At 64.6% G+C, this 26,938-nt stretch carries 22 protein-coding genes; 8 read left to right on the top strand and 14 right to left on the bottom strand.

From position 1 onward, the window contains the following. Positions 1–3: 3 nt before the first annotated feature. From M622_RS40020 to M622_RS26950, 8 genes are all read right to left on the bottom strand, one after another. Entirely contained in the window at positions 4–375 is a 372-nt protein-coding gene (locus M622_RS40020; RefSeq protein WP_021248724.1) for a hypothetical protein, read from the bottom strand. 46 nt (positions 376–421) lie between these two features. Continuing rightward, positions 422–949: a MarR family winged helix-turn-helix transcriptional regulator gene (locus M622_RS0120080; RefSeq protein ID WP_021248723.1), complete on the bottom strand. Its 528-nt coding sequence runs from the start codon at positions 947–949 to the stop codon at positions 422–424. A gap of 99 nt (positions 950–1,048) precedes the next feature. After that, positions 1,049–2,485, bottom strand: a complete 1,437-nt coding sequence (locus M622_RS26970; RefSeq protein ID WP_021248722.1) for an aldehyde dehydrogenase — start codon at positions 2,483–2,485, stop codon at positions 1,049–1,051. Between the two features lie 42 nt (positions 2,486–2,527). After that, positions 2,528–3,670: an acyl-CoA dehydrogenase family protein gene (locus M622_RS26965; RefSeq protein ID WP_021248721.1), complete on the bottom strand. Its 1,143-nt coding sequence runs from the start codon at positions 3,668–3,670 to the stop codon at positions 2,528–2,530. Positions 3,671–3,755: 85 nt separating this feature from the next. Beyond that, positions 3,756–4,076: a 2Fe-2S iron-sulfur cluster-binding protein gene (locus M622_RS26960; protein WP_021248720.1), complete on the bottom strand. Its 321-nt coding sequence runs from the start codon at positions 4,074–4,076 to the stop codon at positions 3,756–3,758. 25 nt (positions 4,077–4,101) lie between these two features. Further along, entirely contained in the window at positions 4,102–5,337 is a 1,236-nt protein-coding gene (locus M622_RS26955) for an NAD(P)/FAD-dependent oxidoreductase (RefSeq protein ID WP_021248719.1), read from the bottom strand. A 112-nt stretch (positions 5,338–5,449) separates the two neighbouring features. After that, positions 5,450–5,623 carry a rubredoxin gene (locus M622_RS39630; protein WP_021248718.1) on the bottom strand — a complete coding sequence of 58 codons (174 nt, stop codon included), beginning with the start codon at positions 5,621–5,623 and terminating at the stop codon, positions 5,450–5,452. Between the two features lie 3 nt (positions 5,624–5,626). Beyond that, complete coding sequence (locus M622_RS26950) at positions 5,627–6,916, bottom strand: cytochrome P450 (RefSeq protein ID WP_021248717.1); 1,290 nt, start codon at positions 6,914–6,916, stop codon at positions 5,627–5,629. A gap of 151 nt (positions 6,917–7,067) precedes the next feature. Between M622_RS26950 and M622_RS26945 the strand changes: the two genes are divergently transcribed. Next, positions 7,068–9,848, top strand: a complete 2,781-nt coding sequence (locus M622_RS26945; protein WP_088178579.1) for a winged helix-turn-helix domain-containing protein — start codon at positions 7,068–7,070, stop codon at positions 9,846–9,848. Positions 9,849–9,917: 69 nt separating this feature from the next. Here M622_RS26945 and M622_RS26940 read toward each other — a convergent pair whose 3' ends face one another. The 4 genes from M622_RS26940 to M622_RS26925 form a co-directional block, all read right to left on the bottom strand. Further along, positions 9,918–10,193 carry a cytochrome C oxidase subunit IV family protein gene (locus tag M622_RS26940; RefSeq protein ID WP_084520692.1) on the bottom strand — a complete coding sequence of 92 codons (276 nt, stop codon included), beginning with the start codon at positions 10,191–10,193 and terminating at the stop codon, positions 9,918–9,920. Next, positions 10,190–10,792, bottom strand: a complete 603-nt coding sequence (locus M622_RS26935; RefSeq protein WP_157281974.1) for a cytochrome c oxidase subunit 3 — start codon at positions 10,790–10,792, stop codon at positions 10,190–10,192. Before M622_RS26935 ends, M622_RS26940 begins: the two co-directional genes overlap by 4 nt. Positions 10,793–10,811: 19 nt before the next feature. Then, on the bottom strand, positions 10,812–11,681 hold the full coding sequence (locus M622_RS39310; RefSeq protein ID WP_021248713.1) for a hypothetical protein: 870 nt from the start codon (positions 11,679–11,681) through the stop codon (positions 10,812–10,814). Between the two features lie 136 nt (positions 11,682–11,817). Beyond that, entirely contained in the window at positions 11,818–12,321 is a 504-nt protein-coding gene (locus tag M622_RS26925; RefSeq protein WP_021248712.1) for a winged helix DNA-binding protein, read from the bottom strand. 251 nt (positions 12,322–12,572) lie between these two features. Here M622_RS26925 and M622_RS26920 point away from each other — a divergent pair, with 251 nt between their 5' ends. The 6 genes from M622_RS26920 (at position 12,573) to M622_RS26895 (ending at position 21,343) form a co-directional block, all read left to right on the top strand. Beyond that, on the top strand, positions 12,573–13,778 hold the full coding sequence (locus M622_RS26920) for a phosphotransferase family protein (RefSeq protein ID WP_031346542.1): 1,206 nt from the start codon (positions 12,573–12,575) through the stop codon (positions 13,776–13,778). Beyond that, positions 13,779–14,345: a hypothetical protein gene (locus M622_RS26915; protein ID WP_021248710.1), complete on the top strand. Its 567-nt coding sequence runs from the start codon at positions 13,779–13,781 to the stop codon at positions 14,343–14,345. A gap of 351 nt (positions 14,346–14,696) precedes the next feature. Beyond that, the gene (locus M622_RS26910) at positions 14,697–16,541 is read left to right on the top strand and encodes a DUF1302 domain-containing protein (protein ID WP_031346541.1); all 1,845 of its coding nucleotides are present in this window, start codon (positions 14,697–14,699) and stop codon (positions 16,539–16,541) included. Between the two features lie 18 nt (positions 16,542–16,559). Next, on the top strand, positions 16,560–17,915 hold the full coding sequence (locus M622_RS26905; protein ID WP_021248708.1) for a DUF1329 domain-containing protein: 1,356 nt from the start codon (positions 16,560–16,562) through the stop codon (positions 17,913–17,915). A gap of 91 nt (positions 17,916–18,006) precedes the next feature. Continuing rightward, positions 18,007–19,074 (top strand): Rv3169 family protein, encoded by a 1,068-nt coding sequence (locus tag M622_RS26900; protein ID WP_021248707.1) that lies wholly within the window; start codon positions 18,007–18,009, stop codon positions 19,072–19,074. A 250-nt stretch (positions 19,075–19,324) separates the two neighbouring features. Then, on the top strand, positions 19,325–21,343 hold the full coding sequence (locus tag M622_RS26895; protein WP_021248706.1) for a winged helix-turn-helix domain-containing protein: 2,019 nt from the start codon (positions 19,325–19,327) through the stop codon (positions 21,341–21,343). Between the two features lie 38 nt (positions 21,344–21,381). On the opposite strand, the gene M622_RS26890 is transcribed toward M622_RS26895, so the two are convergent. Further along, entirely contained in the window at positions 21,382–23,079 is a 1,698-nt protein-coding gene (locus tag M622_RS26890; protein ID WP_021248705.1) for an IS1634 family transposase, read from the bottom strand. 198 nt (positions 23,080–23,277) lie between these two features. On the opposite strand from M622_RS26890, the gene M622_RS26885 reads away from it, so the two are divergent. Then, complete coding sequence (locus M622_RS26885; RefSeq protein WP_021248704.1) at positions 23,278–24,066, top strand: helix-turn-helix domain-containing protein; 789 nt, start codon at positions 23,278–23,280, stop codon at positions 24,064–24,066. Here the strand turns inward: M622_RS26885 and M622_RS40505 are convergent. After that, complete coding sequence (locus tag M622_RS40505; protein ID WP_021248703.1) at positions 24,032–26,779, bottom strand: winged helix-turn-helix domain-containing protein; 2,748 nt, start codon at positions 26,777–26,779, stop codon at positions 24,032–24,034. The two genes, M622_RS26885 and M622_RS40505, sit on opposite strands and share 35 nt — an antisense overlap. Positions 26,780–26,938 lie beyond the last annotated feature (159 nt).

Below are 26,938 nucleotides of genomic sequence, written 5' to 3'. Positions count from 1 at the left end.
CCCCTACGAATTCATCTGCAAAGCATGGCAAAACACGCCGGACAGATTCAAAATCAATCCAGTCCAGCACACCGTGGGACTAAACAGGTAGGTCATCGTGCGGGAGTGGTGCTCCAGGCGTGCCATCTGGGTGCTGATCTGGGCGGTCCACGGCATGTACAGGCCCATGATCACCAGCGCCACGCACCAGCCCAGGCGCATGTCGCCGAGATCGCCGTTGATGCGGGCAGCGATCTCGTCGGCGCCCAGAGCCGGGGAAGGGGGCGCGGGCAGGTTGAAGCCGAATATCCCGAAGAAGATGACCAGACCGACCAGGAAGGCCGGGCCGCACCAGGCGCTGATCACTTCGAGGTTGAGGCTGGATCTTTCATTCATTGCTGTCTCCTTGGGTGGTGTTGCGACACTGCATGGAAGGGGCGGATCAGGCCGCGGCCTCGATCGAGGCCGCCCCCTTGTCGAAAGAAACGATGAGCCTGCGGATCAGCTTGCCGAGCACGGCGAACTCATCCGGGCTCAGGTCGGAGAAGGCACGGCGGATCGGCCCGGCGATCTGCGGCACGGTGTCGCGCACCTTGTCGCGCCCTTGCGGGGTGATCGAGATCGTGTGGCGGCGCGCGTCGCGCGGCGCGACCGAGCGCTCGATCCAGCCATCGCGCTGCAGCTCTTCGAGGATGCGGGTCATGTTCGAGCGGCTGGTGCCGACCATCTCGCTCAGTTCGCTGGGCGCGGCACTGCCGTTTTCGCTGGCCAGCAGCAGGCACAGGACGTGGAAGGAGTGCTCGGACAGCCCCACAGCGCGGAATGCCGGCTCGAAGAAGTCGTTCAGTCCGGCGCCGCAGATGCGCAGCAGGCGGACCATCACCGTGCCGTCCATCGGCATGCCCGGCAGGGCCTTGGCCATGCGCGGCGTGCTGGAGGCGATCTTGGAAAGTCGAAGTTGTCCGTTCATGGAACACCGATGATTTATTGATGAACGATCTGTTCAAAGAAAAACGGCGTGGGCAGGCCGTGTGCTGGGTACGGCCCGCCTGCCGTGCTTTCGGGGGTCTCAGCCGAGCTGGTAGATGGACTTGTAGCGCAGGTAGGAGCCGAGCGATTCGGGTCCGAGTTCGCGGCCCAGGCCGCTGTTCTTGACGCCGCCGAACGGTGCGTTGAGATCGGGCATGTAGCCGTTGATGCCGATGGTGCCGGTCTCGACGCGGCGGGCGACGGCGATGGCGTGATCGCGATCGGTGGACCAGACGGTTCCGCCCAGTCCGTATTCGGAGTCGTTGGCAATCTCGATGGCTTCGTCTTCGCTTTCGTAACGGATGATCGAGAGCACCGGACCGAAGATCTCCTCGCGGGCAATGCGCGACCTGTTGTCCACGTCGGCAAAAACCGTTGGCTGGACGAACCAGCCGCGATCTCGTGTGGAGCGGCCGCCGCCGGCGACCAGCCTGGCTTCGCCGGTACCCAGTTCGATGTAACGCTGCACGCTGTCGCGATGGGCCGCCGAGGCCATCGGACCGATGACCGTTGCGCGGTCCAGTGCATCGCCGACGGGGTAGGTGCTCACCGCGCTGGCGATGGCGTCGACCACTTCGGCATATCGCCCGGCCGGCGCGAGGATGCGGGTGCAGGAGAAGCAGGCCTGGCCGTTGTTGAGCACCGAGCTCATGGGCAGGCTCTGGATCAGTGCATCGAGGTTCGCATCCTCGAGCACGATCGCGGCGGACTTGCCGCCAAGTTCGAGCGTGACGGGACGCAGCAGGCGTGCGCACTCCTCGGCGATGATGCGGCCGGCCGAGGTCGAGCCGGTGAAGGCCACCTTGTCTACCCCTGGATGGCTGACCAGGTGCGAGCCGATGCCGCGGTCGCCGGGCACCCAGTTGATGACGCCGGGCGGCAGCTCGGCTTCGGCGGCCGCCTCGGCCAGTACATAGCTGTCGAGCACGGTGCCGGAGGAGGGCTTGACGACCACCGCGCAACCGGCCGCCAGCGCGGGCGCGATCTTGAAGATGGACAGGGCGACCGGGAAGTTCCACGGGATGATCGCGCCGACCACCCCCACCGGCTCGCGGCGTACCAGTGTGGTCGAGCCGGTCGGCGACGGCCGGGCTTCTTCTTCGACGAGATTCTCCGCCAGTGCGGCGTAATAGCGCAGCAGGCCCACCACGAAGGCCGATTCGAGCTGGTCGGCCACGTTGATGGGCATGCCGTTCTGCAGGCTGACCGAGCGGGCGAGCTGTTCGCCGCGCTTCTCGACGGCGTCGGCGAATCGCCGCATGTGCTTCGCCCGGCCCTTCCCGTCAAGACCGGCCCAGGCGGGGTTCCTCATCGCTTCGCGTGCGGCGGCCACCGCGCGGTCCATGTCCTCGTTGTTGCATTTCGGCACGCTGCCGATGATCTCTTCGGTCGAGGCGTTGATGATGTTCGAGCGTTGTGTCGATCTTGGGGCGATCCACTGCCCGCCGACGAAGATGTTCTGGTGGTCGATGGTCATCGAGAGTGTCTCCTTGGTGATTTGTCTGCGTCGAGGCAGGGGTTACAAGCTGCGAGAGATCAGCTCGCGCATGATCTCGGAAGTGCCGCCGTAGATTCGCTGCACGCGTGCATCGGCATACAGGCGGCAGATTTCGTACTCGCGCATGAAGCCGTAGCCGCCGTGCAGCTGCACGCACTGGTCGACCACCCGGCCCTGCATCTCGGAACACCAGAGCTTGGCGACCGAGGCGTCCTGAGAGTTGAGTTCGCCGGCGGCGTGGCGCGCCAGGCACTGGTCGATGAAAGCCCAGCCGACCGCCAGGTCCGCCTTGAGGTCGGCGAGCCGGTAGCGGGTGTTCTGGAATTCGGCGACCGCCTTGCCGAAGGCCTTGCGTTCGTGCACGTAGCGGCAGGTGAGGTCGAACGCTTTCTGCGCCGCGGCGATCGACTGGATAGCGATGGTCAGCCGCTCCTGCGGCAGTTCCGCCATGAGCTGGGCCATCGCGCGGCCTTCTTCGCCCAGCAGGTTCTCGGCCGGCACGCGCACGTCGTCGAAGAACATTTCCGAAGTGTCGGCCGACAGGTGGCCGAGCTTGTCGAGCTTGCGTCCGCGGCGGAAGCCCGGCCGGTCCGTTTCGACCAGCAGCAGGCTCATGCCGGACGAGCCTTCGCCGCCGGTGCGCACTACGGCGATCACCAGGTCGCAGTGCTGGCCGTTGGAGATGAAGGTCTTCTGGCCATTGACCACGTAGCCGTCGCCGTCGCGCACGGCGCGGGTGCGCACGCCCTGCAGGTCGCTGCCGGTGCCGGGTTCGGTCATCGCGATGGCGCACACGGTTTCGCCGGAGATCATGCGCGGCAGCCATTTGCGTTTCTGCGCCTCGGTGCCGAAGGACAGCAGGTAGCCGCAGCACACGTCGCTGTGCACCGAGAAGTCGGCCGCCGGGCCGGCAAAGCCGGCGTACCACAGTTCCTCGATCACCACCGCGTTGAAGCGGAAGTCGCCGCCGATGCCGCCGCAGGCTTCGGGCACCTGCGGGCACAGCAGCCCCGCCGCGCCGCCCTTGTCCCAGTAGCCGCGATCGACGATGCCGGCGGCTTCCCAGCGCTCGAAGTGCGGGGCGATCTCGGCCGCGGCGAAGCGGCGCACGGTATCGCGGAAGAGGGCATGTTCCTGGCCGTAAACCGCGCGATGCGGGATCATGTCTTTTGCCATAATGTACGTAAGAATACGATATGGAGTATTCCCCGTCGAGCCCTTCTTGCCGATGCGTCCCGCGCCGCGGAAATCAGCCCTGGGATTCGGGAATCTGCACGCTGAGGCCGTCGAGGGCCGGGCAGGCGATCAGCTGGCAGGACAGGCGCGCGTTGGCGGCGTCCTTGCCGGAGAACTCGAGCATCTGGCGCTCGTGCTCGGAGCGGGCTTCCAGCTTTTCGGCCCATGACGGGGGCACGAAGACCAGGCAGGTGCCGCAGGTCATGGCGCCGCCGCAGTCCGCGTCGATGCCGGGAATGTTGTGGCCGATGGCGGCCTGCATCAGCGACGTGCCTTCCGGCACGTCGACCGTGTGCGGCGTGCCGCAGTGTTCGATGAAGGTGATCTTTGCCATGATGATTCCGTCTTCCTGCCGGGCTTCAGGCCACGATGCCGTTCAGCGGTACGGCGGGATCCGCCAGTTCTACGGGAGCGACCGTCTTGCCCGAAGCGATCAGCTTCTTGCCGGCGAAGAAGTCGGGCGGCGAGTTGATCGCCTCGACCGTCACCACGCTGCCGCCGCGCAGGTGATAGACGCCGAAGCTGCCGGTTTCCGGGTCGCCGCGGACGACGACGGTGTCGGCGTCGAAGGGCAGGCCGGCGATCTGCAGCTTGAGGTCGTACTGGTCGGACCAGAACCAGGGCACTTCCGGGTGTGGGGGTTCGCGGCCGGCGATCGCGGCGGCCGCGTGCTTGGCCTGTTCCATCGCCGAGGGCACGCTTTCCAGGCGCAGGCTGCGCCCATACAGCGGGTGCGGGCGGCGGACGACGTCGCCGATGGCGAAGATGCGCGGGTCGGAGCTGCGACAGTCGGCGTCCACGGTGATGCCGTCGTCGCAGGCGAGGCCCGCCCCTTCGGCCAGCGTGGTGTTCGGCGCGGCGCCGATGCCGACGAGGATGGCGTCGCAGTCGAAGCGCCGGCCGTCGACCAGCGTCACCGCGCTTGCCGCCTCTTCGCCTTCGATGGTTTCTATCTGTGCGCCGAGCGCGAAGCGCACGCCGTTCCTTTCGTGGTGGCGGCGCAGGAAGCCGGCGATCGGTTCGCTCGCCACGCGTTCGAGCAGCCGGGCGGCGCGCTCGACCACGACCACGTCGGCACCCAGCGCGCGCGCCGAGGCCGCGCATTCCAGGCCGATGTAGCCGCCGCCGACGATGAGCAGCCGCTTGCCCGCACCGAGCGCGTGCTTGAGCCGGTCGGCATCGGCCATGTTGCGCAGCGTCAGCACGTTCGGGCGCGCGGTGTTGGCGAGGGGGAGGGGGCGGGCGTGGGCGCCGGTGGCGAGGATCAGCGTGTCGTAGTCGATGCTGCTGCCGTCGGCGAGGGCCACGCGTCGCGTGTCGCGGTCGATGGCCTCGGCCGCATGCCCCAGGCGCAGCGTGATGTTCTGCGTGGCGTAGAAGTCGGCCGGCTTGAGGGCGAGGCTCTGCGCGCTGGCCGTGCCCTTGAGCCAGGCCTTGGACAGCGGTGGGCGGTGGTAGGGGGCGGCCGGCTCGTCGCCGATCAGCGTCACCGGGCCGCCGAAACCGTACTGGCGGAGTAAAGCGACGACGTTGCCGCCACCGTGTCCCGCGCCGATCACCACCACGCGGTGGGTGCTGGAATGATCCGAAGTCATCGAAATGCTCTCCTGCGGGCAGCATCGGGATGCTGCGCCGGAAACGGGTGAGGTCCGGGCTGCACTGCAGGCGCCGCCGCAGCGCAGCCCGGCAACGTCAATGTGCGAGGGGTCAGCCCGCGTAGGGGGAGAAGTTGTCCTTCGTGGCCCCGCAGTTCGGGCAGATCCAGTCGTCGGGCAGGTCCTCGAAGCGGGTGCCGGCGGCGATGCCGGATTCCGGGCAGCCGAGCGCCTCGTCGTAGATCTCGCCACAGGTGTCGCACTGCCATTTGCGGTACGGCGCCATCGCTCAGCTCCCCTTGTTCATGCTGTAGCGGATCGGCACGTCCTTCGGCCCGCAGACGAACTCGGATTGCTGCCACTTGCCTTCGCCGGCCATCTCCACCGCTTCGAGGCGCGCGAACAGTTCTTCCCACAGCACGCGCATTTCCAGGCGGGCCAGATGCTGGCCCAGGCAGATGTGCGAGCCGTAGCTGAAACCGATGTGGCGGTTCGGGCTGCGGTCGGGCTTGAAGGTGAAGGGGTCTTCGAAGACCTCCTCGTCCTTGTTCGCCGACAGGTAGGAGACGTACAGCCGGTCGCCCTTCTTGATCTGGCGGCCGGAAAGCTCGTAGTCCTGCGTGGCCGAGCGGATGAAGGTCATCGGCGGCGTCGAGATGCGGATGGCTTCCTCGACGAAGCCCGGGATCAGTCCGCGCTCGCGCTTCATGCGGGCGAACAGCGCCGGATCGCGCGCCAGGATCCACATCGCATTGCCGATGGTGGCGGCGGTGGTGTCGTGGCCGGCGGTCGAGGCGATGACGAAGTAGGAGATCATGCCGCGTTCGTCCATCGGCTTGCCGAAGATCCTGCCGTTGGCGATCAGGGAGGCGATGTCCTGGCGCGGATTGGCCTGGCGGTCCGCGATCACGGGGTCGTAGTAGGACTTGATCTCGTCGTAGACGATCTGCCAGTTCCTGATCTGGCTTTGCGGATCGGAAAGGTCGGAGCCGGGGCGGCACAGATCGGGATCGGCATAGCTCAGGAACCACTGCGTCAGCCGCAGCATGGTGGCGTGGTCCTTCTTGGGCAGGCCGATGAGATCGCAGATCACCTCGAGCGGATAGAGCATGGCGACCTCGCCGGCGAAATCGCACTCGTCCGTGCGCGCCATCTTGTCGACGTAGCTGCGGGCCGTGGCGCGGATCTTCTCCTCGAGCGTCGCGATGTTCTGCGGCATGAACACGTCCTTGAGCACGTTGCGGTACTCGGTGTGGTCGGGCTTGTCCATGTGCACCAGGGTGCGGAAGATGTGCGGGCAGCCGCCGCTGTAGTCCTTCATCATCTGCTCGGCGATCTTCGACGCCGGGGTCTTCGAGACGTCGCCGCTGTGGAAGATCTCGTCCAGGCGCGAGACTTCGCGCACGTCCTTGTACTTGCAGACGACCCAGTGCGGGTCGTAGCCCGGCGTCTCGACCCTGGACAGCGGATAGTCGCGGCGCAGGACGGTGAATATCTCCTCGATCGCCTCGCGGTTGCCGTAGGCGGCAGGGTTCCAGACCGGGGCGAAGAGTTCGGGCGGGATGGTCGGGGTGTTCATCGGATTTTTCCTCTGTTCGGGGTGGGGGGCGACGCTCGTGGGCACGGGGCCTGATTTATTGAGACTCAGTCTAAAGAGCAGATCGACCTTAGATGCAGTACTTAAGTACTGTTTTTGAGACGTGCGCCGGGGCGCATCCGGCTACAATCGGATGCGTCGAACACTTCGTGGCCGTTTGCCGGTGAAGCGCAGAAAATCCTCCATTTCCCCCAAGGGGGCCGTGCGGGCTTCGGGCCGCGACGCCCCGCCGAACTACGCCTTCGCCGCGGTGCCGATCCGCTTGCTGGCGGAAGTGGCCGGTGCCGCCGACCGCCCCAGGCTGCTGGCGCTGGTGGCGCCGGTCGGTTACGGCAAGACGGTATTCATGTCCGGCCTGTACGCCCGCTTGCGCGAGCAGGGCGAGCACTGCTTCTGGACGTCGCTGGACGACCGCGACGGCAGCGTGGAGCGGGTGCTGCGCCTGCTCGAGGAGATGGCCTACCGCCATAGCGCGCAACTGCATCCGACCCAGGCCCTGTTTCGCGGCGACGAACCGCTCGAAAGCCGGGTCGATGGCCTCGTCGGCGCGGCGGCAGCTCACGCGGGCCCGTTCACCGTCTTCATCGACAACCTCGATGCCTGTGCCGACCCGGCGCTCGGCTACGTCCTCGACAGGCTGGTGTTCGAAACGCCGCCGTCGGTGCGCTTCGTGATCTCGAGCACGACCGACCTGCCGCTCGACATGACGCGCGCGCGGCTGGAAGGGCTGGTGCGCCAGATCGGATTCGCCGAGCTGAGCCTGGGCGTGGACGAGGTGGCCGCGCTGCTCGGCGCCGAACTGGCCGGGGCCATCGGCGACGAGGGCGTGCAGGCGGTCGCGCGCCAGACCGAAGGGTGGCCGGCCGCGGTGCGGCTGGCGCAGATCGCGCTCGCGGCCGCCGAACGGCCGCAGCAGCTGCTGGACGGTTTTTCCGGTTCCGACCAGGATCTCGCGGCCTTCCTGAACCGGCAGGTGCTGTCGGACTTTTCCGCGGAGATGCGCGATTTTCTGCTCGGGCTCGGCCTGCTGCGCACCTTCTGCGCCGATCTGGCACGGCAGGCGATCGGCTGCGAGCGCGCCGGCGAACACCTGGCGCTGCTGTTGCAGCGCAACGTGTTCGTGATCCCGCTCGACCGCAATCGCGCCTGGTACCGCCTCCACACCCTGTTCCGCGAATATCTCCAGGGCGAGGCGCGGCGCACGCTCGACCAGGCGCGCCGCGCCGGGATCTTGCTGCGCGCGGCGCAGTGGTGCGACCAGCAGGGGCGGGGGCACGATGCGATCGACTATGCGCTGCAGGCGGGCGCCCACGAGGCCGCCGCGGAAATGCTCGAGCGCAGCGCACCGGCCATCGTGCGCGACCGCGGCGACATGCTGCAGTACATCGAATGGGCCGATCTGCTGTTGCAGCGGCGCTGCGCGCTGGGCTGGCAGGCGGAGTACTGGTACGTCTGGGCATTGGTGCTGAACCGCAACTACGAACGCGGACGCCTGCAGATCGATCACCTGAGCAACCGCATCCGCCTGGCGGGCCGCAACGGCGGGGACGCGGACATGCCGGCGCATCTGCAGCGGCGGCTGGACATCATCAAGGCCTCGATCGACGTGTTCACCGATCGCCTGTCCGACGCCTACCGCAACGCCACGCTGTGCATCGACAGCGGCGGGCTGGAGGACCCTTTCGACGCCACCGCCGCGTCGTGCACGGCAAGCATCTACCTCTCGGGCGCCTTCCGCTTCATCGAGGCGCGCGAAATCCTGCAGCAGGCCCAGACCTCCGCCTACCAGACCAACAGCCGCTACGCCAGCGGCTGGGTGATCGCGCTCACCGCCCTGCCGCCGATCTACGAAGGCAACTACGCCCTGATCCACCCCGAACTGGAACCGGCGCTGCGGGCGCTGCAGCAGGGGCTGGGGGAGGGCGCCGGCATCTGCGGCACCATCGCCTTGCTGGCGGCGAATTGCGAGGTCGAGATGGGGCGCGACGAAGCCGCCCTGCCGCTGCTGCTGCTGGGGCTGCGCAATGCCGAGACCCACGGCTTCGTCGATGCAGTGGCCTGCGGACTCGATGCCGCGGTGAAGCTGTGGGGCGGGGAGGGGGACGGGGACGGCCCGGTTTCGCTCGCCCGCCTGCGCAGGCTCGCGGCGAGCTATCCGCCGCGCCTCGCGTACATGCTGTCGTGCCTGCTGGTCCGCCGGCTGCTGCGGCTGGGGCGGCTCGGCGAGGCGGTCGAGGAAGGCGCGCGGATCGGCCTGGAGCGCGACGTGCCCGATCACGGCGCGGCGCTGGCCGTGGCCAGGGTCCGCGATCTGCGTACCGCCGCGCTGATCGACCTGGCGATCGCCCGCGGCGACGGCCGTGCGGCCGCGGCGCTGATCGCCGACGCCTTCAGGAGCGCCCGGGCCGACGGGCGCGTCGGCCGCATGGTCGAACTGGTGCTGGCGGAGATGAGCCTGGCGTGCCAGGCCGGGCAGACGGCGGCGGCGAACCGCCACCTGATGCGGGCGGTGAGCCTGGCCGCGAGCCGGACGATCGTGCGGCCCTTCCTCGACCACGCGCCGGCCATCGCCGCGCTGGTCGAGGACACGCGGCCGGTGGACTGGGGGTTCGCGCTGATGCAGGAGCGCCGTTTCTTTGCCGACCTGTGCGGCCGGCTGCCCATCGGCAAGCATCCGCTGAAGGATCGCCTGGCGGCCTTGCAGGTGGACAGCCCGCTGGCCGACCCGCTCACCCGCCGGCAGATGGAACTCCTGCTGCTGCTCGACGCCGGGCTGTCGAACCAGCAGATCGCGGACCGCAGCCACGTGACCGTGAGCACGGTCAAGGGCCACTTCCAGAAGCTCTACGCCAAGCTCGGGGTTACCAGCCGCGCGGCGGCGCTGGCGCGGGCACGGGCGATGAACCTGCTCTGAACTGCGGCGCAAACACGACGGCCCGTCGTCTGGACGGGCCGTCGCAGGGGTGGGCGGGCGAGCGCCGGGTCAGGCGTTGGCCGCCTGCAGCCACAGCGCGATGATGACGGCGGCGGAGGCGAGTCCCCACGCCTCGAACGATAGCCGCCAGGGCAGCTCGGCCGCGCGCAGGTCCATGAAATAAAGCATGATCGCGCGCGCCTTGGCGTAGGCGACCAGCATCACGAACACCGCGGTCCATTCGCCGGCGAAGGAGTGGTGTCCTGCCAGCCAGGAGCTGCCGAGCGTGGCGAGCACCAGGAACAGCCAGACCATCGTGGCCAGTCGGGAAGAAGTGTGTGTCATCGCGCCCCCAGCAGGTAAAGCATCGGAAAGAGGAAGATCCACAGCAGATCCACCATGTGCCAGTACAACGCGCCCGCCTCGATCACATTGAGCAGGCGGCCGTTGATCTGCTGCCGCCCGACCAGGAACCACAGGACCGCGAGCGTGACCATGCCGCCGATGAAGTGCAGGAAGTGGGCGCCGGTCAGCGTGAAGTAGTACATGTAGAAGTCGTTGGTGTACATGGTGATGCCCTGTCCCAACTTGCTGCTGTACTCGAGCCCCTTGGTCACGGCGAAGCCGGCGCCGACGACGAAGGACAACAGCAGCCAGCGCCGGGTGGTGCCCCGGTCGCCTGCCTTGGCGGCATTGACCGCGAACACCACGAACAGGCCGCTGGTCATCAGGATCAGCGTGTTGAGCACGCCCAGCGGCACATTCAGGGTCGCGGCGGACTGGTCGAACACGGCGAGCTGCCCCGCCCGCCGCATCATGAAGTCGGCGAAGATCATGAAGAAAACGATGATGTCCGCCAGGATGAACCAAAGCACGCCCGGCAACAGATCGACGCGGTGGCCCGAGGCGGTGGCCTGCCCCGCACGGATTCGAAGTTCATTCATCTGCATTTGGGTGCCCTCTTCAGCGTTCGCCCGTCAGCATCGCCGTGCGCTGCCTGGCCAGCACGGCGCTGCGTTCGTTTTCCAGGCGCGGAACCGCCTTGAACACGTAGTAGGTGGTGAACACGATGTAGAAGAACCACACCAGGAATTCGACCCAGAAATTGAGCCAGCCCTGGCGTGCGAACAGACCGCTCTTGAAGAAAGGCATCAACAGTTCGAACAGGAAGCTCATGCCGGCCCAGATCGAGAACCAGCACACCCAGCGCGGGAAGAGCGGTCGTGCGCGGCGGTCGGTGAGGCCGCCGACGCCGAGCGCAACCATTGCGATGGTGGTGATGGCGTAGAACATGTCGATCAGCAGCCAGCCCTGGTCGTAGAGCATCTGCAGGGTGACGGCGTCGAGCACGTCGGGCCGGTAGGCGGCGGTCAGCCAGAAGACGGAAGAGGTCACCAACGGGACCACCGTCAGCCCGCCTCCCCACAATTGCAGCGTGGACATCATGTTGTTCTCGCGCGGGTTGATCCATTCCATCACCTTGGTGATGGAGAGGGTCCACGGCAGGTAGAGCACGCCGAACAGCATCGCGCCCACCATGCCGGCGCGCACCTCGTTGTAGTGGTTGCGGAAGAACTCCGCCATCTGCTCGGCGGTGTGGTCGGCCGGGATGGGCGGGATGTTGTACCCCAGCCAGCCCCAGAAGAACAGGAAGGCGGACAGGAAGATCGGCCCCATCGCGGCGCAGGCGCGCCAGTAGCGGAAATAGGCCGCATTGTCGAGCGTGCCCCGGAGGATGTGGGGTTCCGGGGCGACGACGGCCAGATCCGGCGCAGAGCCGTCAAGCGTCTGGTCGGGTGAGGTGTCCAAGGCATGGCTGGGCGCGGTGTTCATGACGTGTCTCCAGTTTCGGGCTTATCGGTAAGCTGGCAGACCGTATGCACGGCTGCCTGGCTGCCGGCAAATTGTTAAATTTTTGAACAGTCATGTCAAGGCATCCCCACCACGCGGCCTGCCGCCGCCGCCCGGCTCAGCGTCCCGCGAGCGTCGGCGGGCCGAAGGCGCGGCCGAGGAAGCGGATGCCGTCGCGCAGTTCCTGGTCGGACAGGTGCGGCAACAGCTCGCGGAAGAACTCCAGCGCGGCACCGACCATGGTCTCGAAGTAGTCCCGGCCGGCGTCGGTCAGCGCCACCAGCTTCTCCCGGGCGGAGTCCGGATTGGTCTTCTGGGTCACCATCGACAGCGGCGGCGAGGACAGATCGCGCAGGAACTGGGTGACGTGCGAGTTGCGCGTCTCGAACCAGTCGTTCAGCGTCTGCTCGATGAGCTTGCGCCGTATCCAGCCGTGCGCGCCGACTTCCGACTCGATCAGCCAGATGATGGCGACTTGCTGGCGCGACAGCCTGCCCTGGCCCATGCGGCGTTCGAGCGCCATGCCGATCCGGTAGTGGATCGGATAGAAGAAGCCGAGCAGGTCGAGGAAGCTCGCGTCGGTCGGTGCGTGGCCGGCGGGATTGGTCTTGGAGGGCGGCATCGGTCCGGAGAGGGGAAGCAGTCGTCACTGTGGAAAGCGCGATTATGCACCGCCCGACTTCAGACTCGAGCTTACCGTCGACGGTCGGGTGTCGGCGACTTGGCTGGAACAATGCCCGATCCCCCCTCGTGCCCACCCTTCGCCCCCCCATTTGTTGGCGGATCGTCCCGACATCGCTGCTCTATCCTTCATGCCATCAAATGTCGGCATGGCCGGATTTGCAGAAAAGAACGAGTCGGAGACGAATGCCAATGCGCACTATCGGCAGAATAGACAAGAACATTCCATCGCCGGAATGGATTCAATCCCTGCGCCAGTCTTTTCCCGTCGAAAAGGAAATGGATCGGGTTTTCACACGCAAGCTGCAGCGTAGGAACGGGCCAGGTTATGTCCCCGTTTCGCTGGAAACGCTGTGCAACAGCCTCAAATCGCTGCTTCTGACGGAGCTGACCGATCCCTTCGAGATTCGCGATGCAAGGTGGCTTTCCGGCGGTGCTTCGAAATTGCAGGTTTCCCTGAAACTGGACTGGCACCCGCCGGGCAGCAGCCGCACCGTGACCCCGATGGTGATCCGCATGGAGCCGGCCGAATCCATCGTCGAAACCAGCCGGCTGCGCGAGTTCCAGGTCATCAAGGCGGTCCAGGGCGTCCTGCCGGTACCGCAGGTTTACTGGATCGATGAGGACGGCAGGCATTTCCCGTATCCGGCGATCGTCTACGGCTTCGCCGACGGCGTGGCGAAACCGACCGGCTCGCTGAGTAACGTCACCGGCCTCGGCACCAACTACGGGCCAGGGCTCCGTGGCGCGCTCGGCAAGCAGTACGTCGAACATCTGGCCGCGCTCCACACTTGGGACTGGTCCGGGGCCGACCTCGGTGCCTTCGACGTGCCGGCCGTCGGCAGGGCCGCCGTCGAATTGCAATTGAACTGGTGGATGCGGGTCTGGGAAGAAGACAGTAACCGCGACATTCCGTTGATGCGTGTTGCCGCCGCCTGGCTGCGCGAGAACATGCCGGAAACCGATCGCCTGTCGATGATCCACGGCGACTACCGTGCCGGCAATTTCCTGTTCACCGAACACGACCAGCGCATCACTGCGTGGCTGGACTGGGAACTCGCGCACCTGGGCGATTTCCACGAAGACCTCGCCTACACGACCCTGCCATTTCTCGGGCATCTGTCGGAAGACGGCTCACACCTGCTCGCAAGCGGAATGATGCCGGTCGAGGCGCTATACGAGCGCTACGAGAAAGCCGCCAATCTTGCCGTGGACATGAAACGTATCGACTACTACCACGTATTCCACGCGTGGCGTTCGGTCGTCATCGTCATCGGTTCGGCTTACCGCCCTGCGCGCAATGGCAAGACCCATCAGGATCTGCTGCTCAACTGGATCATGGGTGCCGGTTACACCATCCTCGATTTCTTGCGGGCCAAACTGGAGGAGGTCGCCTGAATGGATATCCGTCCCGACATTCAGATTCAAAGCATGATAAAGGCCATGGTCGACGTCGTGTTGCCCGCCGTCGATCCCGAGCACAAGATGGCGCAGGAGCAGGCCCGCCTCATCATCGGCACGCTGCGCCTGATCGCCAAGCGCCTGCCGCTCGCCTACCGCTACGATTGCGACGAGCTGCGGCGCTATGTCGCTTTTGCCTGCGAACTGGGCGAACTGATGGCGGAAATGGGCGATGCGATCGACCCCGATACGAGAGTCCGGTTGAAGAACCTGGCTGCCTCGGGGGCCGAGGTGCTCGATGGTGCGCGTAGCGATCCGTCGGAGATCGAGGATGCGATCTTCGAATTGCGTGCAGTCGTGGGGGAGTTCATCCAGGAAACCAATAACGGCGGCCCCCCCGAGGCCAGGAGGGAATTGCGCCGGCGCGTCCTCGCCATGTCCAGACATGAGCTCGAACGCGAACTGGCGCTGGTCGTCGACATGGGTTTCCAGGTCGATCCGGAGAATCCCCCGACCCCCATCGAGGAACAATTGCCGCCGATCCAGCGCCGGTCCGAAAGCTAGTGCAGCTCGGTGCGGGTGCAGGGGAGCCGTAGCCGCCATACCAGCGGGCGGGGGCGGGGCGTCACCGTCTCGGTGGGATGGAAATGATCCATGGATATCCCGGGAGTGCGGCAGGGACGCAAACGAACCCAGCGTTCTGAAGCAGGTAGCGGTCGATCCCGTGATGGTGCTGCGGTGCGGCAACATGTTCTTACCCCCCATTCTCCCCCCCCCGGCTCCCCCCGAATGGTCTCAGCAAAAATTAAGTATTGTGGCGTACCGTTTTGTTTCGGATTCGTCGGGTGATGGAAAGATATTCCAGAAGAATCCAGGAAAGGTTTGACCGTAGCGAAATAAAAAGGGAGGGTAGGAATGAAGACGAGGTGCCTTGGAAAGAACATTCCATGGAAGGCAGTCGCCACTTTGTTGGCGGTTTGCTTCGCAAGCGACAGCCGGGCAGTCACCGAATTCGAATTCGGCGACGGGTGGACAGGAAAATGGCTCACCACCGTATCGGTCGGGACCAGCATCCGTATGCGAAATCCTGATTCGGAACTCTACGGCCGGGGAAATGGCGCGCTGGTAGGGCTGACCAACGGCACCGGCAACAATACGATTGACGAAGGAAACCTCAATTACGGCAAGGGTGATGCCTTTTCGACCCCCTTCAAGATCCTGAGTGAGGTGTCTTTCAAGAAGGGCACGCTTGGCGGTTTGATCAGGGCGAAAGCGTGGTACGACAGAACGCTCAAGGACGAGGACGTCCGCTTCGGCAACCAGCCCAATGGCTACAACGGCTACGACCCGGCCACCAACACCTTGACGAAGCGCAAGCCGCTGTCGGACAAAGGCTACGATCCCTTGCTCAAGTTCTCGGGCGTCGCCGTGCTCGATGCCTATGTCTATGGCACCTTCAGCGGCCTGGGCGGGAACGACCTGCAGCTTCGTGGCGGCAGGCATGTCCTGAACTGGGGCGAGAGCGTCTTCATCCAGGGCATCAACCAGATCAATCCGATCGATGTGCCGGCTGCTCGTCGCCCCGGCGCCGAACTCAAGGAGGTCTTCATGCCAGTCTGGATGCTGTCCGGCAGCCAGAGCCTGGGCGAATTCGGCTCGGTCGAGGCCTTCTACCAATTGAGGTGGGAGCCCACTCCCATTGAAGCAGGGTGCGGGAACTACTGGGCCGTGGCGCAGGGCAACATCGCCAAGGATCCGGGCCGGTGTATCAACGCCAGTGCTCTGAACCATCTCGGGTCGACGCCGGAGGCGCTGGCAAGCGGTACCTACATTCCGACGGTCGATGGCAAGGACGCAAAGAACTCCGGGCAGTTTGGTGTGACGTATCGTTTCGCCGTGGATGCGCTTGACACGGAATTCGGCATCTATGCCATGAATATCCACGCGCGCACGCCGGTGTTTTCCCTGAAGTACGATACCTTTCCAGGTACGGTGTCCCCGATCGCGGCGTTCTGGGAATATCCTGAAAATCTCAAGGTTTACGGGGTGAGCGCGGCCACCAATATTCTGGGGTGGTCGGTCAGCGGCGAATTCAGCCAGACCCGCGACGTACGTGCCCAACTCGACGGCAACGACATGTTCTACGGATCGTTCGGCGCCGGCCCTCTCGCGGCGCTGGCTGCGGCCAACGGTGCGGGTGCCATCGGTGCCTTGCACGGTGGCGTCAAGACCAACAAGAACCAGATCCAGATCAACGCACTTCAGGCCGGGAACAGATTTCTGGGCGCTGACCAGTGGCTGGTGCTCGGCGAAGTCGGCTACCAGTGGAACGATCTGCCACGCGGCGGGGATCTTCGCTTCAATCGTGCCTTCATCTTCGGCCCCGGTCCCGACATGGCCTATGGCGGCAATACGTGTGACGTCGGGCTCAGCATCAATCAGGACGGATGCTCGCTGGACGACGGCTACGTGACGAAGAGCGCGTGGGGTTACCGCCTGCTCGGCCAACTCACGTTCAACAACGTCCTCGATACCGGCATCAGCGCTTCCCCCCGCGCTTTCTGGTCCCACGACGTGAAAGGCTATTCGGTGGACGGCCAGTTCATCGAAGACCGGCAGGTGCTCGGTCTGGGCGTGAAATTCACTTACGCCAAGCAATACACGTTCGACGTCAGTTACAACACTTTCAACAGGGACGCCAAGTTCGATCCGTTGCGGGACCGAGACTACATGTCCGCGACGTTCAGCGCGAGCTTTTGAGAAACAGGAGCAAGGTGAATGAAAAGCTTAAAGAGAATTCTGACGATCGCGACCGGTGCTGTCATCCTGGCGGCGAGCCCGTTGTCGTGGGCTGCCGTGTCGCAGGCGGAGGCGGATCGGCTCGGCAACGATCTGACCCCGATGGGCGCTGAAAAGGCGGGCAACAAGGACGGCACCATCCCCGCCTGGAACGGCGGCCTGACCGAACCGCCCCCCGGTTTCAAGCCGGAAAACGGCTATACCGATCCTTTCCCCGACGAGAAGCCCTTGTTCGTCATCACTGCCCAGAATTACGAGCAGTACAAGGACAAACTCACGGCCGGCCAGATGGCGATGTTCAAGAAGTATCCGAACTACCGAATGCCGGTGTATACGACACATCGTACTTTTGCACTGCCCAACGAGGTGTATGCGCACGTCAAGCAGCAGGCGGCCTCGGTCAAGCTGGACGAGACCGGACAGTTGCAGAATTACACCGCTCCGGGGATCGGTTTTCCAATCCCGAAGAGTGGCCAGGAAGCGATGTACAACCACCTGTTGCGCTGGTACGGCGGTTACCGTTGGTGTGCAAACTGGTTGCCGATCCGGCCCAACGGTGATTTCTACAAGATCGGTTATTGCGAAGACCAGATCCAGGCTTCGAACATGGACAAGCCGCGGCCCAACGATCTGTATTACTACTTTGCCGAGTACACTGCGCCATCGACGCTGGTCGGTACGATCTATCTGGTCCATGAACCCATCGACTACGCCAAGAACGATCGCGCTGCATGGATCTACAATTCCGGCCAACGCCGCGTCCGCCGTGCGCCGAACGTCGCTTTCGACAACGTGGACGATGGTACGGAGGCGATGCGCATCACCGACGACTGGCATGGCTTCAACGGCAGCATGGAGCGTTATGACTGGAAGCTGGAGGGTAAGCGGGAAGTTTACATTCCCTACAACGCCTATAAGTTGATCGATCCGAAGCTCAAGTATGCGGACATGCTCGACAAGGGTTTCGTCAAGCCCGACCTGATGCGCTATGAACTGCATCGGGTCTGGGTTGTGGAGGCAACGCTGAAAAAGGGCATGAGCCACAATTATCCCAAACGCACCTTCTATCTGGATGAAGACAGTTGGCTGATCGCCGCCGTGGATGCATACGACGGCCGGGGCGATCTCTGGCGCAATTATGCATTTCCGCTCACCCAGTTGTATGACGTACCCCTGATGCACCAGCGTCCCTATATGGTGCACGACCTGAGTAGCGGAAATCTTTTCATCGGCCAGATCGACAATGAAATAAAGCAGCCCGCGCTGAAATTCGGTGCCACTGGAAAAGTCAGCGACTTCCAGTCGGACGCCTTGCGCAACCGGGGCATGCAATGAGGCGGGAGCGGCTGATCCGGATTCCCTGCTTTCTGGCCCGGTATTCCCGCAATGTCATTTCTTCTTTCAATCCTCAATGCAAGGAGGCTTCATGCCGACACGTCTCGACGACGCCCTGATTCACCAGAACTACGGCACCCTGGAACATGTGGTCGATGATGACCCACGCTGGTTCGACCGTTTTTATTTCAATCTGCAGGCGGTCGATGGCTCGCTTTCCATTGCTCAGGGAATCGGCGTCTATCCCAACATGCGGGTCATGGACGGCTTCAGTCTCGTCTGCACGCCGGAGTTCCAGATCAATGTGCGTGCTTCCCGCGAACTGGTGAACGGCAACCGCGGCGAAATGGACATCGGCCCCCTCCATGCCGAAATCCTGGAGCCCATGAAGCGCTGGCGATTCCGCCTCGACGAAAATGCATACGGCGTCCGCTACGATTTCGATTACATCGCCAATTTCCAGCCGCTGGATCCGCTACGCCTGGTATCCATGGTGGAAGGCCGCCGCGTCTGGGATTGGACCCATTTCGGCCATGTCGGGCGGGTCGAGGGATGGGCCGAGATCGACGGTAGGCGGATCGAACTGACGCAGGACAGGCACTGGGCGATCCGCGATCGTTCCTGGGGCGTACGCCCCGGCATCGCCGTGATCGAGGACACCTCGGCCTGGTTCCGGCAGGCCAACTGGGGCTCTCGTTACAACTGGGTTTGCGTGCAGCTCGAATCCTTCTATCTGTGGTATTTCCAGACGCACGAAGCCGATGGCACCGAACGCTTCTTCGAAGGCTTGATCCGCTGGAGCGATGCGGCCGGTGGTGCGCAGGAGAAAGTCGACAAGGTCGTCCGCAAGGTCGATTTCGCCGAATGTGAGCATTTCCTGAATGCCGCCGTCGAGGTGCATCTGGCCTCGGGCAGGGTTCTGAATGTGAACATGCGCCGGCTGCCTACTTCGCTGCACTTGCGCGGCGGCAATTATGGCGGACTCGATGGCATCATTCACGGCATGAGGCAAGGGGCGCTGAAAATTGCCGGTGAGCGCTGGGAGCCATCCGATTCTCGCCGAAATCCCGTTTCGCTCGGGATTCAGGAGCACGTCGTCGAGGTGAGTTGCGACGGTGAGCGTGGTTACGGCATTTTCGAGATTCCATTCGGTAGTTGATCCTCGCCGGCTGCAGGCGCCACCGGCCGGGCGCGGGGGAATTTCTTCCTGCCGTCCGGCCGGTTTTTCCTTTCGTCACACCGCGATGGGTAGCGTGGGTCTTGTTGTTTCACGTCCGATCTCCGGGTAGATTACAGGGCGGCGGGTCGCCGTACTGCAATTTGCCGAGGTGGCAGCCGGTAAGCCGGATCGTTGCGCCACCCCAAGAGATGACCCCTGCAATGGACGGCGGGTCGCAAAGGAGACGACAGTGGCTACAGAGGACTCCCGCGCCTCGCCCTTGTTCATCAAGACAAAGCTCAGACCACCGCGGCTCACGCGCACGACAGTCCGGCGCGATGCGGCGATTGCACTGCTGGAATCCGGCCAGGAGCGAGCGCTGACCTTGCTCGATACGCCCGCGGGATTCGGCAAGACCACGTTGCTGACTGCATGGCATGAGCAGTTGAGCCGGGAAGGGCGGGTGACGGCGTGGCTGACGCTCGATCAGGACGATAACGACAAGACCCGTTTCGTCGAGTACCTGACCAAAGCCTTCATCATGGCGTTCCGCAACCTGACCGAGGATTCGCCCGAATTCGATAACGTCGGGAGGATCCTTTCGGAAAAAATACAGTTGACGTCGATTCTCAACGCCGTGCAGGAACTCGGCCGGGAAGTCACGCTGATTCTCGATGATTACGACAAGATATCCGATCCGGCCGTCCACGATCTGCTTGGTTTCCTGCTGCAATACATCCCCGCCAACCTGCACATCGTGGTGGCCTGTCGTGCCGCTCCGCCGCTGCCGCTGGCGATACTGCGGGCCCGCGATCAACTGGTGGAGATCAACGTCGAGGCGCTGCGCTTCAGCATCGAGGAGACGCAGCTCTTCTTTGCCAATTCGGTTTCGTCGGCGTTATCGGCCAACGAGATCCGCGCCATCCACGATACCACCGGGGGTTGGGCGGTCGGCCTGCAGATCGCCACGCTGAGCATTCCGGAACGCGGCGGCATGCACACTTCCACTCCGGCGTTTCTCTGGCCGGCTCCGGTTCTCGGCGAATACCTGCTCGAAAACGTACTGTCCCGCATCCCCGCCGATACAGTGGATTTCATGTTGCGTACCGCCATCCTCGACCGGTTGCACGGCGCTCTGTGTGAATACCTGACGGGGCGCAGCGACGCGGTGGAGAAACTGGAATGGCTGGTCCGGCAGAACCTGTTTCTGCAGCCGCTCGACGAGGAGCGGGAATGGTATGGCTACCATGCCCTTTTTGCCGACTTCCTGCGCACCCAGCTGACGCGTCACCGGCCCGACACCGCGCAGGAACTGCATCTGCGTGCTGCCGAATGGTTCTCGGGGCAGGGCCTGTGGGCCGAGGCGGTGCGGCATGCGCTCAATGCCGACCGCAGCGATCTGGCGGTCGAATGGCTGGAACGCTGCGCATTGGACGAACTTGGTAGCGGCCACATACGGATCTTTCTTGCCTGGATCGGGAAACTGCCGCAGGAAGCGCTGAAGTCGCGCATCAACCTGCGCATCGCACTGATCTGGGCCTTGCTCTTGACGGCCCAGCCGAAAGAGGCCCGTACCCTCGCGGACGAGGTGGACACGCAACTGCGCGCAAACCCGCCGCCCGACGGTGAAGCATTGCGCCGCACCTTGCGCGCGCAGCGCGTCTCCATCCTCAGCATGCAGGACCGGATTGGCGACGCGCTGGCGCTCGGCAAGGCGGTCTGGCAGGAACGCTTTCCCGACGGACGCAGGCCCGAGCAAGGCTTCGACTGGATCGACGAGGCTTTTCTCAACGCCATGCTGCACCTGTACCGCAAGGCCGGAGACCTCGAGGCTGCCAGGCGGGTCGGCGAGTTTTATCGGCCGAAGGCCGATGTGGCCCACAACCTGCTGCTGCTGGCCTATTACGCCAGCCTGTTTGCCACCCTGGAAATCCAGGAGGGGCAAATGTACACCGCTTCGCTGCGGCTGGAACGGCAACTGGAGGCCTGCGAGCGCCAAGTGGGACGCCGCTCGGCCACGGCCGCCCTTTGTGCCGCCTCCCTCGCCGGCATCTATTACGAATGGGATCGCCTCGAGGCGGTGGAAAGCCTGCTGGCCAACCGGCTGGACGTCGTCGACGAAGCCTGCTTCATCGAACCGACCCAGACGGGTTACGTTTCGCTGGCCCGGATACATGTGCTGCAAGGGCGGGCGGAAACGGCACTAGGTTTGCTCGACCGTGCCGAAATCCTTGCTGAGTGCCCCCGAGTTCGACAGTTAAACGCGTAAGTTACTGTTTTATATGAACCGTGGTTCAAAAACGTGTACTACAAGAGAGAAAGTTGCTGTGGTTGTGTGGGTTTTTTCAGCCTCAGGGCGGCAAAGACGCGGTCCTGTGTTTCGGATAGGCGAGAGATGCCAGTGACTGGCCTGTCGGCCTGATTGATACGAATCTGATGGCGCTGAAGCTTCTGCAGTTCTTCCAGCGCTCGCTCGGGTGACAGAGGCGCATCGGCGCTGCTCAGGCGCTGGCGCATGACGCGATAGAGGATCAAGGCGATGAAGCAAATGGCTGCATGGGCCTTGATCCGTTCCGGAAGCCGATGAAACACCGGGCCGATCTCGATCTCGGACTTGAGTACCCTGAAGCCGCGCTCGATATCGGCGAGCGACTTGTAGCGGTCGACGACCCCTTGGGGCGACAGATCCGGTGTGTTGGTCACCAGCAGCAACTTGCCATCCATCAGTTCAGCAAGCGCCAAGGCGTCGTGGTCGATCTCGTAGGCGAAGCGCTCGTTCTTCAGATCAACGCGGATGATGTTTGCCAAGCGAGCGTCCTTGACGGCGTGATAGAGGCGCGCCTTGGCGCCGCTGTCGGAGAGTTTTTTACCCCGAGCCTTCACGCCCGCATCCTGTGCATCAAGCTTGCCGACCCAGGTGTTCGCCTGCGTTTCCAGCGTTTCGATGCGCTCGCGGCGCAGTGTCTGGGCTTGCCGCGCAAGTTCGGGATGATGCGCGACGATCAGACGCAATCCACGCCAGGGCAATTCGTCCACGATTTCCTGCTCGGCCGCCTCACACTGCCTCTGAAAGTCACGCAGCAGATCGGCGAATTCGCTGTAACGCCGTCCCGGAACCGCCAGTACGAATTCCAGCGGCTTGCCGCTTTCCAGTCGGATCTCGGAGAGCGCTTCCAGATTGTCCAGCGACAGCAAACCCCGGTCTGCGACCAGGACCACCCGGCTAATCGACGGGAAGCGTTCCAGCACCGTCTTCAAGGTCGGCAACAGCGTCGGCGATTCTGCCGTATTGCCGGCAAAGACCTCATGGTAGATCGGCAGCCCATCGCCCGTTTGCACCACGCCAAGCATGACCTGACGGGCAATGAGCCCCTCCTTGGCCATCCCGTACTGGCGGACGTCACCATCGACCGTAGCCAGCCCCTCGGTGCGGATCGTGGTCATGTCGTAAAACACCACGGACAGTTCCTGATCGATCAAGGGGCGCAGCAAGTTTGCGACCACTGCATCCACATCCGCTTGATGATCGACCAGGGCATCCATGCTACGCAGCAAATGCTGATGGGTGATCGTCTCCACCTCAACGCCCGGCATGGCCACCGTATCGAGCCAACGCAAGACACCGAGCTTGGATTCCGGATCGCACAGGCGATTGAACACCATCACCCGAATGAGCGCTTCGACATCGATGCTGTGCCGGGTCTTGCGGAACACGCGGCGCAGTTCGCCAAAGCCCAGGGACTCCCACAGTTCGTTCAGAGCCCACACGTTGCCCAGTGCTCGGGCCGATTCGAACTCGACCGCAGGCAACGCTGCATCCAGGAAGTTTGGCCGACCCGTCACCTTGAGCAGGCCAGAAATGACGGAATCGAGACTGTCCGTCAGTTGATCCAGACGCCCGAGCGTGACCAGGGTGCGATGCCTGGCCTTGCCCGCCTCGTCACGAAAGGCCTCGACAAGCTGGAGATATTGGCGGGTACCGGAGCGCGTGATCTTGAGGAACATGCCTCGACTTTAACAGCACTGGATAGCTTGTCAAACATGGCAAGCGGCATAGAAAGCGTGCCACTACACGACTTTTTGTAAAATCAGCCTACAACCCGCATGAACACTGGGGCGATTTCTCAAAAAACGGCTTTTTGGGGGGTGAACTGTCGAACTCGGGAGTGCCGTGGCTGGCCGGCTCTGGCGGCGGCCTGTGCCGTGGAGCGGCTGCGCATTCAGTTGAGGGAGAACCAGATTGCGGCGGCGCAGCGATCCCTCGACAAGCTCGACGCCATCCGCAACCTGCTTGCGCGGAACGAGCCGGACAGGGCGGATATCGAGATGCTGGCCCTGGCGGCAAGGGCGCGCTGGCTGCTGCACTTGCGGCGCTTCTCCGAGGTGCGAGGCTTGCTCGGTGACGCGTTGGCGACCGGGGAGCGGTGCCCGGCAGTAACTCGTTACGAGATCGCGCAGCTCCGCATCCTGTTGGCCGTCGCCCTCCACGCGCTTGGCAATACCGCGGAGGCGCAGGGATGCCTTGCCGAAGTGCTTGCGTTGAGCGCGCGCAACGGCATGGTGCGTTTCCTGGCCGATGAGGGCGAAGCGATCGTTCCCTTGCTGTTGAGCTGCGCCACCGCAGAAGGTGAATCATCGCCCCGGGCCGACTGGTGGAAACGGCTTTTTACCGCACTTGGAGTCGAGACGCCGTTTGACAGAACCGGCGCCGCCCCGCATGCCGTCGAGACGCTTTCCCGTCGCGAAACGCTGGTGCTGGAACTGCTGATGCAGAACAACTCCAACAAGCAGATCGCCAGGGCGCTGTCGATTGCGCCGGAAACGGTGAAATGGCATCTGAAGACCATATACCGCAAGCTGGGCGTTTCCGATCGTCACTCGGCAGTACGACTGGCGCAGGTCGAGCTTTGTCCGACCAGTGCGAGCCTTCCCGGTGCAGGCTGGCAGGGCGAAGCCGTCAACGGCCGAGCAACCCGACCCGCTTGGCCTTGAACAGCGCTGCCGAACGGTTGCGCACGCCCAGCTTCGTGAAGAGGTTGTGCAGGTGCCATTTCACCGTGCCCACGGTGAGGCCGAGCCGGTCGGCGATGTCCTGGTTCGATAGGCCGCCGTCGAGATAGCCCAGCAGTTCGAGTTCGCGCGCAGTCGGCGTTTCGAGATCGACGTTCTCGCGCGCGGGTTCGTTCGCGCCCGCGCTGCGGTCGAGCTCGCGGGTGGTGCTGAGGCGCTGCTTCAACTCGGCGAAGAAGCTCAGTTCCACTTCGGTGACCAGGGGCCACTGCTTCCTGTCGTCGGTCACGATCAGCGGGCGGATCACGTCGGCGAACTCGATGAAGGGCTGGCGCAGGTGGCGCGGCGCCGCGATGCCGATCGCACGCAGCAGGGACTTGCCTGCCTGGGCCGCCTGCCCGATGCAGGACAGAATCTGGACGCGGTTCAGCAGCAGGTGGACCTTCCAGGTGGCGCAGGTCGATTTCAGCGCGGGCTGCAGCTCGGTTTCCACGAGCGCCAGCGCGGCGCCGAAGTCCCGCTGCGCGACGAGCCAGGCGAGGCGGGCGTCGAGCCGGGCGCGGCGGGCGCTGCCGAGCTGACCGGCGGGGAAGGCCGGTGGGCGCGTGCCGAGCAGGCCTTCGAGATCCTGGCGGCGCGCCCAGTCGAGCGCCTGCTGCGTCAGGCCCAGGCGGACGAGCCTGACCAGCACCGCGCAGTTCAGGATCAACTGCAGGCGGGGGGGAAAGCTGGTGGCCACCGCGTCCAGGTGGCGCGGGGCGAAGACCGAGTCCTGGCAGCCGTCCCACAGCCGGATCGCGACGTCGAGGGCGACCTTGGTCGTGTCGACGAAGCCGTGCTGCTTGGCCTGGCTGAGGCCGTGCAGCACGCGTTCGCGCGCTTCGTCCAGCTCGCCGCGTTCCAGCGCGATCCGTGCGGCCATGATGTCCATGGTCGAGATGATCGGCGCCAGCGGGCCGAGGGTCCGCCGCGCGCGCTCGATCGCCTCCTTCAGGGGGGAGACGTCGAACGGCGTGTCGCCTTCCTCGACGTCGACCAGAGCCTCCAGGCAGCTGATCCAGGCCAGGCCGTATTCGCTCCCCGCCCGGCTCATGGCGTTGCGTGCGAGCTGGATGCCCCGCCGCGCGGCCTGGAAGTCCAGTTCGGCCACGCCCGAGGTGCCGACCACGCAGGCCACGCCGGAAGTCTCGAAGGGCTCGAGGCCGTCGTCCGATTCGAGCCAGCGCTCGCCGCGCGTGCGTGCCTCGGCGACGCGGTCGAGGGAGAACAGGATGGTCGACAGCAGCGCCTGCTTGTGCCGGAGCATGCGGTCGTCCGGAGCGTCCGTGGCGTTGCCGTGCCGCATCGCGGCGAGGACGCGGTAGGCCTTTTCGTATTGCCGGGCGAAGACCATCGCCCAGACGTACCAGTATTGCGCCTCGTCCGCCGGGAACGCCTCGATCTCGAGCAGGCGCTCGTAGGCGGTGATGTAGTAGTAGATCTGCCCCTGGTCCCGCACCAGGCGCTGGGCGCGCGCCGCCAGCAGTTCGCTCGCCTGGCGGCCGTCGCGGATGCCCAGGGCCAGTTCGAAGGCGTCGTGCAGATGGCCGTTCCGCCGGCACCAGTCCAGCGCCCGCGCCAGCAGCGCGTTGCGCTCCCGCTCGTCGCGCGCGGCGTGCGACTCGCGGCGCAGGAAGTCGCGGAAGAGGTTGTGCAGGCGGTACCAGCCGGGACGGCCGGTCGCGGGGAAGATCATCAGGTTCAGCCGGATCAGCTCGGCGAGGATTTCGCCGGCGCGGCTGTTGCCCGTCATGTGGGCGCAAAGCTCGGCGTTGAAGGTTTCGAGATCGGCGATCTCGAACAGGAAGCGCGTGATCGCCGGGTCGAGCGCCGCGAGCACCTTGCGCGACAGGGTATCGGTCAGGCTGGTCTCGAAGCCGTCGCCGATGCGCAGCGCGCCCGGATCGACGTTCGAGGACATGGCGACGTGCATCAGGCGCACGGCCGCGGGCCAGCCTTCGGTCTGGGCCTCGATCGCAGCCACCTGGTCGGCCGTCAGCTGGACCGGGTTGACCTGCGCGGTCGCGAACAGCTCGCGGATTTCCTCGCTGCCCATGCTGAGTTCGGCCGGCCCCAGCTCTTTCGTGCCGCCTTGCAGGCGCACCCGGTGCAGGATCTCCGCCGGCAGCTCGGTGGTGGTCAGGACGATGCGCAGGCGGGTCAGGCGGCTGAGGGCCAGGTGCTCGACCAGGTTGCCGAGTTCGGTGTCGCGCGACGCGTCGAAACCGTCGAGCAGCACCACCACGTCTTCCTCGAGCCTTCCCGCCGCCTGGAGGATGTTGTCGATGCGCGAGTCGGACTCGATCATCGGGCCGCCGCAGAACATCATCCCGATGTCCATGCTGACGCAACCGAGCAGCTGTTCGATGCTCAGCAGGGCGGTGCTGAAATCCGGTTCTCCTTCGTCCAGCGTATGCACCAGCGTCCGGCAGCCGCAGCGGCGCAGGTGCTCGGCAATCGTCGAGAGGAAGACGGTCTTGCCGTAGCCGGTGGGGGCGACGACGAGCAGCAGCGGCGGCAGGGCGTCGAGGCGCGAGAAGCGCCGGATCGTACGGGTGCATACCGGCTTGAGATGGAGCGCAGGCGCATCCTGCTGGTCGTTCGCGACACCGGTGCCGGCGTCGGTCGTTGTCCTCGTCGCTGCCAGGTTGCTCACTGCCTGCTTCCTCCGTGGTGTGGCCCGTGCGCCGCCGGGCTTCTTCGCTGCCTCCGTCCTGACGGCGATTCTACGCGCTCGCTTTCCCGCCAGGAAGCCTGCGCGCCGCTTCCGCGCTGGCGCGGCGCGCATCCAGGCCCGGGTTCGGGCGCCCGACCC

It is taken from the genome of Thauera terpenica 58Eu, from assembly GCF_000443165.1.
Taxonomy (GTDB): domain Bacteria; phylum Pseudomonadota; class Gammaproteobacteria; order Burkholderiales; family Rhodocyclaceae; genus Thauera; species Thauera terpenica.
The sequence above is the reverse complement of the archived record's forward strand: the minus strand, read 5'-3'. Positions and strand labels throughout refer to the sequence as shown.